The organism is Legionella nigrisilvae (assembly GCF_977063395.2).
Map to the genome: position 1 here is coordinate 682,704 of NZ_CDRUGZ020000038.1, position 14,617 is coordinate 697,320.

Consider the following 14,617-nt stretch of genomic DNA (forward strand, 5'->3'; position numbering starts at 1 on the left):
GATATTTGGTCTTTGAAATAAACACTATAAATAAAATTTTTTCATTTATATTCAACGGGGTTATATAAAATAAAAGACTGGTTTTCGTTATCTTCTAATGTATAATGTTTTGAAAGAAGCTTGGCCGGAGTGTCTTAATGAAAAAGCTCACAACCCTGTTGTTGCTTGTTTTTTCTTTCAACGTTGTTGCTTCTGTAGAGTTCGGTGATTCTTGCGATACGCATGCAGGGATGTCCGATTCTTATGTTTTAGCGCTTAGCTCACAGCCTGGTTTTTGTCAAACCTATGGATATGAAGCAGGTAAGCCCGAATGCATGCATCTATCTAAAGACTCTTATCAAGCAAAGCATCTTACCCTACATGGTTTATGGCCCAATCAGAATGCCTGCGGCCAAAGTTATGGATATTGTGGTGTAGAGCAAAAATCTAGACATTGTGCTTATCCTCCGCTAAATCTCTCACCTCAAGTTTCTGAACATTTAAAAAAAATGATGCCCAGTTACAATTATGGGAGTTGTTTGGAACGCCATGAATGGAATAAGCATGGAAGTTGCCAAATTTTATCTGCGGATGAGTATTTTTCGCTGGCGATGCGTTTGACGGAGTCGGTTGATAATTCGATTTTGGGACAATACCTAACGCAACATCAAGGACAAAAGGTATCCTTGGCGATGCTGCGAGAAATGGTAACCCAAACATTTGGTACAAATAATTCTGGAAAAGTTTATTTAGGTTGTAGGAATGGTATATTGGTTGATATTTATATTCAGTTGCCGGCATTAATTCCATTTGATGAACCGTTAGAATCATTAATCGATAGCGCTCCTGATTCACAAGTTAATGATACTTGTCCTGCTAAGGTAATGCTTTCAGATTTTAATAAAGGTTCCTGGTTTTAAAATAACCTGGGTAAAGCCCAGGTTTCGTATGAACTAAATTCCCGGGCCTCATCGCTTTATCCAGCCTTACTTATGAAGAATTTATGCATTATATCCTGACCTTGCACATTGTTAGAACTTCCTCTAATGTAGAGGAATTATTGATATGGGAATGAAGTCTATGCTAAAGCGGTCTTACTTATTGATTCCGATTGTATTTTTATTAACTGCTTGTGTGCATCATGCGCCAAAAAATGAGCCTCTCTCACCACCCCCTCAAGTACTTAAAATAAAACAAGTTAGACGAGTATCTGCTTTCAATCAAGTTAACGTCCAAGGACCAATTCATGTTAGGCTGCATACTGGTTATAAAGAGCCTGAGGTTATTTTATCGGGTGATCCTCGCGATTTGGCGGCAGTAAAAGTAGAGGTTTCACAAAACACCTTATATTTAGCGATAGCGGGGAAAGGAGATTTACATGGGTCAATCTATGCTGAGATACGAGGCCGATTTCTTAACCGCTTGATGGCTAATGGCACACCCATAATCACTGGGGATCAGATACGTACGAGTTTATTGGATGTTTACTTGGTGAATACCGGAACTGTAAGATTAGGTGGAGCTATCGGATTAAGAGTTTTGGATATACAAGGTAAAGGCCTTAATCAAATTGGCGGAATATCCAGTCCGGGTTTACGACTCCATTTAGAAGGAAGCCCGAAGGTACAACTTTCCGGGGTAGTTAACCTGGCTAATTTAGTCATGCAAGGAAATGCATGGTTGAGTTTATTTTGGGTTAAAACGGATACTTTGACGGTTCGTGCGAAGCAGAAATCTACAATCCAACTAGCTGGCGCCGTAAATAGGCTCGACGTTGAACTTTGGGGAAATGCACGATTTAAAGGTCGTTACTTACGGGCACAACGCAGTTTTGTCAAAACCCACGATCGTTCGGTTGCAGAAATTTCAGTGGCAAAACATCAGAGCAATTTAGCTACGGATGCCAGTGATATTTATTATTTTAATCTACCTACCACCCGCGCAGACTTTATGGCGTTCGATGGCTCGGTATTAGATATGCGCGAGTGGAATCAATTCGAATTGAAAGATTTCAATCGCTACAATAAGCAATTTCCTTAAAATTTATGGTGAAATTCCCCTTCACCCCAACCCTTTCCCGTAATGGGAAAGGGGGGGATTTATCGCTATCTCAACCGTATTGGAAAAGTGAGAGCAGCCCTTATCTCTGGCAGGGAGCGCATAACGAAGGTAGAGATCGACTCTAACTCTCTCCCATCAACAAAAGAGACGATTTTTCATTAAGATTGGGTGAGGTGCGTTGATTAATACACTGCACAATTTGATCCAAATCATTATCTAATGGCAAGACATGAGCTGAATTTGCTAACCAGTGGATTGTTGTGTTGGGGACATGAGAAAACATTTGTTCTACCTCTTTTGAGGCCACAACAATATCATGAACACCAAAAAAGAGATCAATTGGGCAATTGGGGGTAATCCATTGATATTCGCGAATCATTGTAAACAGTTCAATAAGTACAGGAATGGGTATCCTTCGATAGGATATTTCGGCATGTTTGTTGGTTTCCATATTACCCGCTACGCCCCTTAGCTCACAGAATCCAAGTTTTTTTAGTACAAGAAGAAGCTGTAGATTACGATAAATATTCATTTGTAATTTTAAAGCAGGAGCTAAAAGAAACATGTGATTGAATGTAAAAGTTGCACTCAACTCGCATGCCAATATTCCCCCAAGGGATAATCCCAGGGCATCCACATGTTGATATTCTTTAAATAACTGTTCACACTCTTTCGTTGCACATTCAATCCAATCTGAAACCTTGGTGTGGGCAAAGGCAGCGATACTTTCGGCATGACCCGGTAATGCTGGACAAACTATGGCATCGTAATGATTTAATTGAGGAATTAAGTAGCGATAAACTGCGGGTGTAGAAGTAAACCCATGTAAAAGTAGCAGTGCGCGATCAGTTTTTGTGCCTCGTCGTCTAATGGGCTTAAGGAGATTATAATCTTCTTTGTTTAAATCAAACAGTTGTTTACCGCGACGCATATAGCGAAAATCATTAAGATTCATAGTAAAATATCATTCCATAAAGGTTGCAATAATTTTGCAAAATTATTGTAAATTATGATTAAATCCAATTCATCAAAGAACGACTCTTGATAAGATAAGTGTATCTGAAATTATTCGATCTGCGCTATCTATTTAAAGGTAATGTTTCTTATGATGTGCTATCTTTAACATAGAGGTGGATTATTACAGAGGTTAAGATTTATGAGTACTGAAAAAACTGAAAAAGAAAAGCCCAAATTACAAGAAACTCAGACGACTAGCTCTCCGCCTCCACAACCTAATGTAATCACACCTGACATTAATGACGGGCCTAAACCAAAATCGGATAAGGACGAAGATAAGAAGCCTTCGCAAGACGAGGGTAAGCCCTTCCCAGAAGCTAAAAAGAAGTCTACTGAGAGTAAGGAAAAAAATCCTTATCTTGAATTGAACGAGCAACTCAGTGAGATGGTTTCTGAGATTAATGGAGATATAAACGGTGCCCTGAAAAAGGCAGGGGAAATGGCCTTAGATAAATTTTCAAAGACCGAGTTAGGCCAAGCTTTAGGTGGATTAAAAGACGCCCTTAACGCTAAGGCCGGAGATATAAAAGATCAATTATTGGATCAAGCGGATCAAAAATTGGATGATCTCAAAAACACCCAAGCAGGGCAAGCAGCTCTTCAGTTTAAAGAAATGGTAAGTTCTATTCAAGACGCGGTTAATTCGGGACTTGTGAATGCGATAAAAGGTGCCACAGCCCAGTTAACTGGGGGTGATGGGAAAGAACTGGATGAAATGGCAGAACCAGAAGAGGATGAGGATGAGCAAATGGATTTAAGTAGCCCGGAAAATAGTACTTCTTCGAATTTAATGTCGGAATTTAATGAAGCATTTGAAGGTATGGATTTTGATGCACTTGTTGAGCAATCACCTAGTCCTTCTCCTAGCGAGAAGGAAGATAAAACATTTGAACAGAATGGACCATCAGGCCCCTGACTTGCATCTATAAAATACCCGGGTTTTGCTTAACCCGGGTTGTATTCAAATTAAATTTAGCCCAAAAGCTTATGTGGTAAACTTTCAATGCGTCCGGCTTGAGTAACGACTACATAATTTAATTTACGTTGCAGTTCGCTAATTGTGTCTGCGCCAGCATAGGTCAGACCGGATCTTAAACCGCCAACTATATCAGCAATAATCGCATCTGGATTTTCTTTATAGGGTACTTCAGTTGCTACTCCCTCAGCCGTTTTCCATTCATGCATTTGTCCTAAGAAGTTCTCTTGCGCTTCTTTAGATGCCATGCCACGGTAACGTTTTACTTTGGTGCCATCTTGCTTTTGAATCACATCACCAGGAGTTGGTGATGTACCTGCTAACATACCACCAATCATCACAAAGTCAGCACCAAAGGCTAAGGCTTTGACGATGTCACCAGTGGTTCTAATTCCGCCATCCGCTACAATAGAGCGATCTGAGCGCGAACAATCTTGAATGCAGGTTAACATGGGTACACCAAAGCCAGTTTTAATACGAGTACTGCATACTGAACCACCGCCAATACCCGCCTTAATGATATCAGCCCCACATGAAGCAAGATAATCAGCTCCTGCATAGGTCGCAACATTTCCAGCCATAATACAGCGATCCGCAAGTAAATGACGTAAACTTTTTAGAGTTTTTCCTACGTATTTGGCATGGGCATGGGCAACATCCACACAAAAATAGTTAGCTCCCGCATCACGTAATGCTTCTGCTCTTTCCAATTCAGCTGCCGTACAACCAATCGAAACAAATACATTACTTTGACATTTTTTAAATTCTTGAATGTTTTCTTCGATCGACATAAAACGGTGTAATGCGCCCATTGCACCTTTAGAACCCATGAAATTAGCCATAGAACTTTCAGTAATTGTATCCATATTAGAACTAATTACAGGGAGCTCTAAAGATAATTTGCCCAACCGATCGGTATTGGTTGTTTCCACGACTCTTCTTGATTCGTGGTGGTTGTATGAAGGAACAAGCAGAACGTCATCAAAAGTGATGGCATGGTCAGTCATGGTAAATCCTTAAAGTGCGTACTATAAATGTTCTGCTGCATAAAATGCAAGCCTTGAGCGTTCCCCGCGAGTTAAACTCATATGCGCACTGTGCTCCCAGTGTTTAAACCGGTCTACCGCAAAAGTTAAACCCGAGGTTGTTTCGCTCAAATAAGGAGTATCTATTTGCTTAATATCCCCAAGACAAATAATTTTCGATCCTGGACCGGCACGTGTAACCAGAGTTTTTATTTGTTTCGGAGTCAGGTTCTGTGCTTCATCGATAATAATATAGCGATTTAAAAAAGTACGACCCCGCATGAAATTCAAAGAGCGAATTTTAATTTTGTTTTGTAATAGATCTTGAGTTGCGCCCCGTCCAAAACTACCGCCTACTTGGGAGCTGTGTAAAACTTCTAAGTTATCCATTAAAGCGCCCATCCACGGCGTCATTTTTTCTTCTTCAGTTCCCGGTAAGAAGCCAATATCTTCTCCAACAGGGATGGTCACACGCGTCATAAGAATTTCGTTATAACGGTTTTGATCTAAAACTTGAGTTAAACCTGCAGCAATAGTAAGAAGGGTTTTCCCAGTACCTGCAGGACCTTGTAAGCTTACAAAATCAATATCTGGATCCATGAGTAAATTTAAAGAAAAGTTTTGCTCACGATTTTTAGCATGGATTCCCCATACGGAATGTTTCGTGTAATCACGAACTAACTGAATCACTGCATGGTCACTTTCAAGTTTTTTCACGATGGCTTGGAATTGATCATCCTCGGTGCTAATGCAATCGTTGGGATTCCATTGATTAATTAACGGGCCTGCTACTTTATAAAAAGTCTTGCCGCTTTCTTGCCATGAACCCATGTCTTTTGCATGAGTATCCCAGAAACTATTATCAAGAATATGTAGACCTCGGTGTAAGAGATTGACATCATCAAGTACCTGGTCACTATAATAATCTTCTGCAAGAATGCCAAGAATTCCTGCTTTGATACGCAAGTTAATATCTTTCGATACAATAATCACCTGCCTTTTTCCCGCATACTTTTTTTGTAACCCTAAAGCGGTGGCAAGAATTGTGTTATCCACTTTATGTCCTGGAAGCGTGGAAGGAACAACTTGGTCGAATTCATCCGTTTGAAAAAATAACTTTCCACTGCACTTCTTTTTATCGGAGTTGAGATAGTTTGGTATAGCTAAACCAGATACGATTTGTTCATGCGAGGCATTGCTCATGAGCTCTACCAACATACGGTTGGTTTGACGGACGTTTCGTGCGACCTCCGATGTCCCCGTTTTATGGCTGTCTAACTCCTCCAAAACTACCATGGGTAAATAGATATCATGCTCTTCAAAATGATAGATGGCTGTAGGGTCATGCATTAAAATATTGGTATCAAGTACAAACAGCTTCGGGCGGGTATTGCTATTATCCATAAATTCACCTTGTGATTAAAACGCGTAGCCTGGTTGCGGTCTTCACCAACCTACAATTATTTGAATGCTTCTTTCATTCTGCTTAGGGGAGGAGATTCAGTCAAGGATAAAATTACTGTAACGATTCATCACGGGTACTAAAAATCCATATTAGGATCATTTTGAGCGATCGTTAGGCAACTCTGGTTTCTCCTAAAGCATTAATATGATCCGTCGGTATAAATTTTATTTTAATGAGTTAAGTACTTCCGCGACATGTCCTTTCACACTTACTTTACGCCATTCTTTGATTAATTTCCCTTGCGGATCAATGATAAATGTGCTGCGCTCAATACCCCGAACTTGTTTACCGTACATGGATTTCATTTTTATCACATCAAACAATTGGCATAATTGTTCATCATGATCGCTAATCAATTCGAAAGGAAAATTTTGTTTTGCTTTAAAGTTCTCATGAGATTTCAAGCTGTCCCGGGAAACTCCAAATATTTGGGCCTTTAATTTTTGAAACTGAGGATATGCATTCCGGAAATCTTGACCTTCTGTTGTGCATCCTGGAGTTGCATCTTTAGGGTAAAAATAAAGGACTACGTGTTGTCCTCGATAATCACTTAGATGAGCATTGAGGCCACTTGTTGCTGCGAATACAAAATCGGGTACCAATTCGTCTACATTCATTAATCTCTCCCTGTTTTTTTCATTATCCGGGAGCGGTCTCTTTCCCATTCCCGATCCTTAATGGTGTCGCGCTTATCATGCTCTTTTTTACCTTTGGCCAAAGCTATTTTTATCTTTATATTATTTTTTTTCCAATACAAAGAAAGGGGCACTATAGTATATCCTTGACGTTCGACACTTCCGATGAGGTGATTAAGTTCTTTTTTATTTAATAATAACTTACGTGTACGTATTGGGTCCGGGATAGAGTGAGTAGAGGCGGTTATGAGTGGCTGAATCTGGGCGCCCAGCAAAAAGGCTTCACTGTTTTTGATAATAATGTGGGCATCTGACAAATTTATTTTCCCTGCGCGCAAACTTTTGACTTCCCAGCCTTCAAGCACTAAGCCGGCCTCATATTGATCCTCAATAAAATAGTTAAAGCCTGCTTTGCGATTCAAAACAATGGTTGAATCGGATTGTTTTTTGTTGGTCATATTTATTCTTTATTGCGATCGTGTTTGTAATCCAATGGTAATTGAGGATAAACCCGATTTAATTGATCATCAACCGCGACTCGGTTATCAAATACAAAGCATTGTCCTTCCCAGAGCGATTCTTCCTTAGGCATTTGTTCAATATAGTTGAGAATACCATCATGCAAATGATACACATTTTCAAAACCTAAATCTTTTAAATAAGCGGTGGATTTTTCACAGCGTATGCCACCGGTGCAAAACATGGCAATTTTTTTATCTTTTTTATCGAGCAACTGCTCACGCACGTAGTGCGGGAAATCTCTAAAGTTTTCTGTGGTGGGATTAATGGCGTTTTTGAACGTGCCTAATTCAAACTCATAATCATTACGCGTATCGATTAAGACGACGTTAGGATCTTGAATTAATTCATTCCATTCCTGGGGGCTAAGATAAGTTCCCGCCTTTTTCAACGGATCAACGTTGTTTATACCCATGGTGACAATTTCTTTGCGAAGTTTAACCTTCGATTTTTCGAATGGATTTTCTTCATCGAATGTTTCTTTAAACTTTAAGTCGGCTAAGCGCTCATCTTGACGTATGAATTGATAAAAAAGATCCATTTGTTCACGCGTACCAGCAAAACTTCCATTGATTCCTTCAGAGGCTAATATAATAGTTCCTTTGATTTGGATTTCATGCATTTGAGCAAGCAAAGGTTGTCGCAACATTTCAAAATCTTCTAAGGAAACAAATTTATAAAATGAGGCAATGACGATTTTTTTCATTGTACTACCTGAAATATAAACAAAAATATTTGGCAAAAATTACCATTTACACAGAATTTAATCAATAGGCTTCAATTAAATGCACCCGATGTTACGTTTAAATATTAAGCAAAATTAATGAAATGCGTTGACAAAAACTAACCAGCGATCATACTGTTATATACCAAAGCTATCTGTGTTTTAATCCGTTGGCTTTTATAAGGAGATAATATGGCCTATTACATTCGGAAGTTGCGGTGGTTTCTTGTCCTTTGTTTATTCATACCTTTCATAAGTTATTCTGCTACCCCAGTAAAGTCGATGGTTGTTTTTGGCGACAGCTTGTCGGATACAGGAAATACCACGCATCTACTTAAAAGTTTGCGTCAGGAAGAAGACCCTGCTTTTTTAGTAGCTCCGTTTAAAGTTTTTGTGCTTAACAAAATGGTTGAGTTCGCCGACGAATATTATGTACCACAAATGGTTTTGGATTCCGGTATCGCTATTGTTACAGATTTTTTTGATAATCAATTAGCACCTTATATCGCTAATTTGGTCAGCAAAATTAAAATGGTGCCTGTATTACCTGGAAAACCCTATTGGAATGCACGTTTCTCTAATGGCCAGGTATGGAATGAATATTTAGCAAAAATGATATCCATTTCTCCAGAGGATGAAGAAGTGTATTTAAATCGTGCTTTTGGGGGGAGTTGGACTGCTACTTACGATTATCAATTAACAGTGTGGAATTTGATTCGTCATCCATTAGGAACAATAAAAAATCTAATCGTAGGTAAGTTGGTCCCACCTAGTCTTGGTCTGACTGTTCAAGCTTATTTGTTAGAACACCCTGCCTTAAGTGATGAAACGGTATTTTTTATTTTCTCAGGCAGTAATGATTACATCAACGTCTTATTCTTTGAAGACAATTACAACACAGAAGTAATGAGTACCTATGTTGATAATGTCCTATCAGGCGCTGGTTCTGCTGTGATGAAATTGATGCAAGCTGGTGCGCGTCGATTTGTTATTATGGGGCTGCCTCATATAGGTGATACTCCCCGTATGGTACAAACCACAGATCGAGAAGTTTTGAATAACGCTATCGATATGCACAATGAGCGACTTCGAAATCGCATGGAAGAATGGGCAAAAATTTATCCTGATGCAAACTTCCTCTATATCGACATGGGAGATTATTTGTCACGCGCTTTAAAAAATCCAGAAACTTATGGATTCACCAACACTACTGACGCGTGTATTGATGTGAAGCTTCCTATGTATGATGCATTCCGTAGTTCACCTTTTGCTAATAACTTCGTACTACGTTATGCGCAAGTACTACAATATAGAGATGCAAGCTTCGCTGCAGGAGATAAAAACTACCAAGTATGTGATACTCCTGAAAGCTATTTATTCTGGGATGAAATTCATCCAAGTACACGTGCTCATGGGTTGTTGGCCTTTGAGGTATGCAAGGCCATGAAAGACCATGGATATGATGTAACGTGTCAAAATCCTATAGAGTAAGGGAGTCGTTAAGTATTTATTCTAGTGTGGCCTGGGTGAAGGCGCAGCCATTAACCCGGGTTTTCTTTTTGTAGAATTCCCGGATGCAACTGTGTCTTCCCTGAGGCAAGAATTTTTATCTTTAATCTAAAGAGGATAAATTTTGCAGCATCATCCTCTGGAGAGGTTTTTACTACACCGAACATGTTAGTGATTTATAAATGTTTATGGCATAATTGCCCTTTTTTTATTGATAAGTCGTTCATGTGCGGTTGTTGAAACGAGGAGCAGGTTATGTGTGGGATTATTGGAGCTGTATCTGAAAGGGACATCAGTAAAATTTTACTGGAAGGGTTACGGCGTTTAGAGTATCGAGGCTATGATTCTGCTGGTATCGCAGTAATTGATAATAATGGGCATTTAAATCGCGTACGCATCCAAGGTAAAGTGCAAAATTTAGCGGATGCCATGCAAGAAACAGCAGTCACTGGTAATACAGGTATTGCTCATACGCGATGGGCCACCCACGGTAAGCCTTCAGAACAAAATGCACATCCCCATTTATCCCATGGTGAAATTGCCTTAGTCCATAATGGGATTATTGAAAATCATGAACACTTACGTCGTGAATTAGCAGCGAGAGGGTATCAGTTTACTTCTGAAACAGATACAGAGGTGGCGGCCCATTTAATTCATTACTATTATCTACAAAGTGAAAATTTGCTCCAAGCAGTACAAACCGCCGCCGCAGAAATGGAAGGTGCATTCGCCTTAGGTGTTATACATCAACAAAAGCCTAGGGAACTTGTTGCCATTCGTAAAGGTAGTCCTTTAGTGGTCGGCATAGGAATTGGTGAAAATTTTATTGCCTCGGATGGGTTAGCATTAAAATCCTTTGCACAATCGGTAACTTATTTGGAAGAAGGCGACAGTGCATTGATTACCTCAAAAAGCATTGCAATCTATGACGCCTCTAAATCATTAGTCGAGCGCCCGCGCCATCCTTTAACCAGTGATGCTGAGACTGTAAGTAAAGGCCCTTATCGACATTTTATGCTCAAGGAGATCTTTGAACAATCTAAGGTGCTAACAGATACTTTGGAAGGTCGTGTAAATAGTCTGGAAGTACTCAGATCCAGTTTTGGAGAGCGGGCCTCCCATATATTTCCTATGGTGAAGCAGATTCATATTGTTGCTTGCGGTACCAGTTACCATGCCGGAATGGTTGCCAAATACTGGTTAGAGTCATTGGCTGGGCTTCCCACCCAAGTGGAAATTGCCAGTGAGTATCGATATCGTGACGTGGTAGTTCCTAAAGACACTTTATTTATTACTGTTTCCCAGTCAGGCGAAACAGCAGATACTCTGGCGGCGTTACAAAAAGCAAAAGAAATGGGATATTTGGCTAGTTTGGCAATTTGTAATGTTGCAACAAGTACCTTGGTCCGAGAAGCTGATTGTGTGTTCCTAACACGTGCCGGAGTTGAGATTGGTGTGGCATCTACTAAGGCCTTTACAACGCAGTTGGCTGCTTTTCTAATGTTAGCAGCAGCGCTTTGTCATGATAATCGAGCGAACGAAGTATTGAAGCAATTGCAAGAGCTGCCTGCATGTTGTGAACGTGCAATAAAGATGAGTGAAGAAATTGAAGGCCTCGCCTCACTGTTTGTCCATAAAGCACATGCTTTATTTTTAGGACGGGGTGTGCAATACCCAGTAGCTTTGGAGGGTGCATTGAAATTAAAAGAAATTTCTTATATTCATGCTGAGGCATACCCCTCCGGAGAGTTAAAACATGGTCCTTTGGCTTTAGTTGATGAAAACATGCCAGTTGTTGCTGTAGCTCCTAATGATGAGTTATTGGATAAATTAAAATCCAATTTACATGAGGTGAGTGCCCGGGGTGGTCAGTTGTTTGTTTTTGTTGATGACTCCCAGAGTTGGCGAGCAAATGGGGCTCGCTTGATTAAGGTTCCTAGCTGTGGTTTATGGGTGGCTCCAATTATTTATACGATTCCTTTGCAATTGTTGGCTTATCATGTTGCTGTTGTTAAAGGGACTGATGTGGATCAGCCACGTAACCTTGCCAAATCTGTGACTGTTGAGTAATAATGTGGCGAATTTTTAACTCGTCACCCTTGATCTCCTTCTCTAGACATAGAGAGAGCTTAAGAAAGTTGATAGTAGGTAAATGGAGCACGTAACCCAAGAATCGAATTGCCGAACTTTGGGTACGTTCGCGAAGCGTAATCCAGGTTACTAACTCCTTAATGTCTAAGGTGAAGTAATCTATTGTTATATTTTTTATGTTTTACGGGGATGTAAATGACTCAAGAGATGTTGAGATTAGCTGCGATTATTGCGCAAGAACTCAAAGTTAAACCAGCGCAGGCAGAAGCAGCCATTCGTCTGCTCAATGAAGGGGCTACCGTTCCTTTCATTGCTCGTTATCGTAAGGAAGCTACCGAAGGACTAGATGATGTGCAATTACGCTATATAGATGAGCGCGTACTTTATCTGCGTGAATTAGATGAACGTCGTGCCGTAGTTTTACAGTCTATCCGCGAACAAGAGAAACTAACTCCGGAACTAGAACAAAGTATTTTGGCAGCAGATACTAAAACTCGTCTTGAAGATTTATATTTGCCATTCAGACCAAAGCGTCGTACAAAAGCACAGATAGCCATTGAAGCAGGTTTAGAGCCGCTTGCGCAGGCACTTTGGAAAAATCCTACTTTGGATCCCGAAACAGAAGCTACTCAATTTATCAATCCTGAGGCAGGAGTTGAGGATGCAAAAGCAGCATTAGAGGGTGCTCGTCATATATTAATGGAACATTTTGCTGAAGATGCTGATTTGATTAATGAATTACGTGAATATTTGTGGCAACACTGTATTGTCAAATCGGTAGGTAGCTCTAAGAAAAAAGAAACAATCAATAAGTTTTCAGATTATTTTGACTATTCCGAAGCGATTAAAAAAATTCCGTCACATCGTGCATTAGCATTATTCCGTGGACGTCGAGAAAGTGTTTTGCAAGTCGCTCTTACTTTACCTGAACACGATTTAGCATATGGTGAAAATAAATTAGCAACGCATTTCAACATTGTTGATCAACAGAGAAAAGCAGACCAGTGGTTACTTGAAACAGTGCGTCTGACTTGGAAGGTAAAATTATTTACCAAGTTAGAGTTGGAATTGCTGACTCGCTTACGAGAAATTGCAGATGAAGAAGCAATAAAAGTATTTTCCAGAAATTTACGTGACTTATTACTGGCCGCACCGGCAGGTCCACAAATTACAATTGGACTTGATCCTGGAATCCGAACAGGCGTTAAAGTGGTTGTGGTCGATTCAACGGGTAAGTTACTGGACTACACCGTTATTTTCCCATTCGCACCACAAAATGAATGGCATCCGGCAATTACTGATTTAGCTAAGTTGGCAGCAAAATACCAGGTTAATCTTATAAGTATTGGTAATGGCACAGGTTCTCGTGAAACAGAACGCTTAGTTTCTGATTTAATAAAAATGTATCCTGATTTAAAACTAACTAAAGTTATTGTCAGTGAGGCTGGCGCGTCTGTTTACTCAGCTTCAGAAATTGCTTCTGAAGAATTCCCTGATTTGGATGTTACATTAAGAGGAGCTGTTTCAATTGCGCGACGTCTCCAAGATCCGCTTGCAGAATTGGTGAAAATCGAAGCCAAATCGATTGGAGTAGGACAGTACCAACATGATGTGAACCAAACTCGCCTAGCTCGCAGTCTTGATGGTGTTGTAGAAGATTGCGTGAATGCCGTAGGCGTTGATGTAAATACTGCCTCGGCTGCTCTGTTATCTCATATTTCAGGTCTTAATGAAGCTCTTGCTAAAAACATTGTACTTTATCGTGATGAACACGGAGCATTTAAAAATCGAGCTGAATTAAAAAATGTACATCGTATGGGTGAAAAAGCATTTCAACAAGCGGCTGGCTTCTTACGTATTATGAATGGAGATAACCCGCTGGATGCTTCTTGTGTCCATCCAGAAGCTTATCCTTTAGTAGAAAAAATAATTGAAAATAAGAACATTGATATTAAGAAGCTGATCGGCAATAAAGAAATATTACACAGCGTTAATGCGGAACAATTTGTTGATGAACAATATGGCTTGCCTACTATAAGAGATGTGTTGCGTGAACTGGAAAAGCCAGGTCGTGATCCACGTCCAGAGTTTAAAACCGCGCAATTCAAGGAAGGTGTTGAAGACATCGAACATTTGCATGAAGGGATGATTCTGGAAGGTGTGGTGAGTAATGTGACTAATTTTGGGGCCTTTGTGGATATTGGAGTACACCAAGATGGGTTGGTGCATATTTCTGCGATGACCAATAAATTTATTTCTGATCCACGTACTATAGTGAAAGCCGGTGATATCGTCACGGTCAAGGTTATTGAGGTGGATAAAGAACGGAAAAGAATTGGTCTGAGTATGAAATTGGAAGACGAGCCTGCAAGTCCTTCGGTTAAAAAAATTGCCAAGGCTTCGGAAGTGAAAAGACCCCCCCAAGTTAAAAGAACGGAGCACAAGAAAAAACCAGAGGCTAAAAAAATTGAGCCTGCTAAAAAAACGGTATTTAATACAGCAATGGCGGATGCCTTAGCAAAATTAAAACGTAATTAAACACTTGATGCGTTGGTCGGGGTGAATGCGAAATGGAACTGATTTTCCGTTTAAAAAATGCGTAATCCTGGGGTTTGT

Annotated in this window: 12 protein-coding genes; 6 read left to right on the forward strand and 6 right to left on the reverse strand. The window is 40.0% G+C overall.

The features are described from left to right. Nucleotides 1-137: 137 nt before the first annotated feature. Nucleotides 138-899 (forward strand): ribonuclease T2 family protein, encoded by a 762-nt coding sequence (locus tag ACWTE2_RS25370; protein WP_454784932.1) that lies wholly within the window; start codon nt 138-140, stop codon nt 897-899. A gap of 160 nt (nt 900-1,059) precedes the next feature. Then, nucleotides 1,060-2,019, forward strand: coding sequence for a GIN domain-containing protein (locus ACWTE2_RS25375; protein ID WP_454784933.1), 960 nt, complete (start codon nt 1,060-1,062; stop codon nt 2,017-2,019). A gap of 142 nt (nt 2,020-2,161) precedes the next feature. On the opposite strand, the gene ACWTE2_RS25380 is transcribed toward ACWTE2_RS25375, so the two are convergent. After that, nucleotides 2,162-2,995, reverse strand: coding sequence for an alpha/beta hydrolase (locus ACWTE2_RS25380; RefSeq protein WP_454784934.1), 834 nt, complete (start codon nt 2,993-2,995; stop codon nt 2,162-2,164). Nucleotides 2,996-3,196: 201 nt separating this feature from the next. Between ACWTE2_RS25380 and ACWTE2_RS25385 the strand changes: the two genes are divergently transcribed. Next, nucleotides 3,197-3,973 (forward strand): hypothetical protein, encoded by a 777-nt coding sequence (locus ACWTE2_RS25385; RefSeq protein ID WP_454784935.1) that lies wholly within the window; start codon nt 3,197-3,199, stop codon nt 3,971-3,973. A gap of 56 nt (nt 3,974-4,029) precedes the next feature. On the opposite strand, the gene ACWTE2_RS25390 is transcribed toward ACWTE2_RS25385, so the two are convergent. The 5 genes from ACWTE2_RS25390 to trhO all read right to left on the reverse strand — a co-directional run bounded on the left by ACWTE2_RS25390 (nt 4,030) and on the right by trhO (nt 8,383). Further along, nucleotides 4,030-5,040: a guanosine monophosphate reductase gene (locus ACWTE2_RS25390; RefSeq protein ID WP_454784936.1), complete on the reverse strand. Its 1,011-nt coding sequence runs from the start codon at nt 5,038-5,040 to the stop codon at nt 4,030-4,032. A gap of 21 nt (nt 5,041-5,061) precedes the next feature. After that, complete coding sequence (locus ACWTE2_RS25395) at nt 5,062-6,462, reverse strand: PhoH family protein (RefSeq protein WP_182392255.1); 1,401 nt, start codon at nt 6,460-6,462, stop codon at nt 5,062-5,064. A gap of 225 nt (nt 6,463-6,687) precedes the next feature. Next, nucleotides 6,688-7,140, reverse strand: a complete 453-nt coding sequence (locus ACWTE2_RS25400; RefSeq protein ID WP_454784937.1) for a peroxiredoxin — start codon at nt 7,138-7,140, stop codon at nt 6,688-6,690. Continuing rightward, complete coding sequence (gene smpB / locus ACWTE2_RS25405; RefSeq protein WP_182392257.1) at nt 7,140-7,616, reverse strand: SsrA-binding protein SmpB; 477 nt, start codon at nt 7,614-7,616, stop codon at nt 7,140-7,142. Before smpB ends, ACWTE2_RS25400 begins: the two co-directional genes overlap by 1 nt. A 2-nt stretch (nt 7,617-7,618) precedes the next feature. Beyond that, entirely contained in the window at nt 7,619-8,383 is a 765-nt protein-coding gene (gene trhO / locus ACWTE2_RS25410; RefSeq protein WP_182392258.1) for an oxygen-dependent tRNA uridine(34) hydroxylase TrhO, read from the reverse strand. Between the two features lie 210 nt (nt 8,384-8,593). Between trhO and plaC the strand changes: the two genes are divergently transcribed. From plaC to ACWTE2_RS25425, 3 genes are all read left to right on the forward strand, one after another. Beyond that, complete coding sequence (gene plaC / locus ACWTE2_RS25415) at nt 8,594-9,892, forward strand: lysophospholipase/glycerophospholipid:cholesterol acyltransferase PlaC (RefSeq protein WP_454784938.1); 1,299 nt, start codon at nt 8,594-8,596, stop codon at nt 9,890-9,892. A 273-nt stretch (nt 9,893-10,165) separates the two neighbouring features. Continuing rightward, nucleotides 10,166-11,980 (forward strand): glutamine--fructose-6-phosphate transaminase (isomerizing), encoded by a 1,815-nt coding sequence (glmS, locus tag ACWTE2_RS25420; protein ID WP_454784939.1) that lies wholly within the window; start codon nt 10,166-10,168, stop codon nt 11,978-11,980. Between the two features lie 216 nt (nt 11,981-12,196). Continuing rightward, nucleotides 12,197-14,539 carry a Tex family protein gene (locus ACWTE2_RS25425; protein ID WP_182392261.1) on the forward strand — a complete coding sequence of 781 codons (2,343 nt, stop codon included), beginning with the start codon at nt 12,197-12,199 and terminating at the stop codon, nt 14,537-14,539. Nucleotides 14,540-14,617 lie beyond the last annotated feature (78 nt).

Coding starts and splice junctions, on each gene's coding strand:
- ACWTE2_RS25370 (WP_454784932.1), top strand. CDS start 138: ATGAAAAAGCTCACAACCCTGTTGTTGCTTGTTTTTTCTTTCAACGTT.
- ACWTE2_RS25375 (WP_454784933.1), top strand. CDS start 1,060: ATGCTAAAGCGGTCTTACTTATTGATTCCGATTGTATTTTTATTAACT.
- ACWTE2_RS25380 (WP_454784934.1), bottom strand. CDS start 2,995: ATGAATCTTAATGATTTTCGCTATATGCGTCGCGGTAAACAACTGTTT.
- ACWTE2_RS25385 (WP_454784935.1), top strand. CDS start 3,197: ATGAGTACTGAAAAAACTGAAAAAGAAAAGCCCAAATTACAAGAAACT.
- ACWTE2_RS25390 (WP_454784936.1), bottom strand. CDS start 5,040: ATGACTGACCATGCCATCACTTTTGATGACGTTCTGCTTGTTCCTTCA.
- ACWTE2_RS25395 (WP_182392255.1), bottom strand. CDS start 6,462: ATGGATAATAGCAATACCCGCCCGAAGCTGTTTGTACTTGATACCAAT.
- ACWTE2_RS25400 (WP_454784937.1), bottom strand. CDS start 7,140: ATGAATGTAGACGAATTGGTACCCGATTTTGTATTCGCAGCAACAAGT.
- smpB (WP_182392257.1), bottom strand. CDS start 7,616: ATGACCAACAAAAAACAATCCGATTCAACCATTGTTTTGAATCGCAAA.
- trhO (WP_182392258.1), bottom strand. CDS start 8,383: ATGAAAAAAATCGTCATTGCCTCATTTTATAAATTTGTTTCCTTAGAA.
- plaC (WP_454784938.1), top strand. CDS start 8,594: ATGGCCTATTACATTCGGAAGTTGCGGTGGTTTCTTGTCCTTTGTTTA.
- glmS (WP_454784939.1), top strand. CDS start 10,166: ATGTGTGGGATTATTGGAGCTGTATCTGAAAGGGACATCAGTAAAATT.
- ACWTE2_RS25425 (WP_182392261.1), top strand. CDS start 12,197: ATGACTCAAGAGATGTTGAGATTAGCTGCGATTATTGCGCAAGAACTC.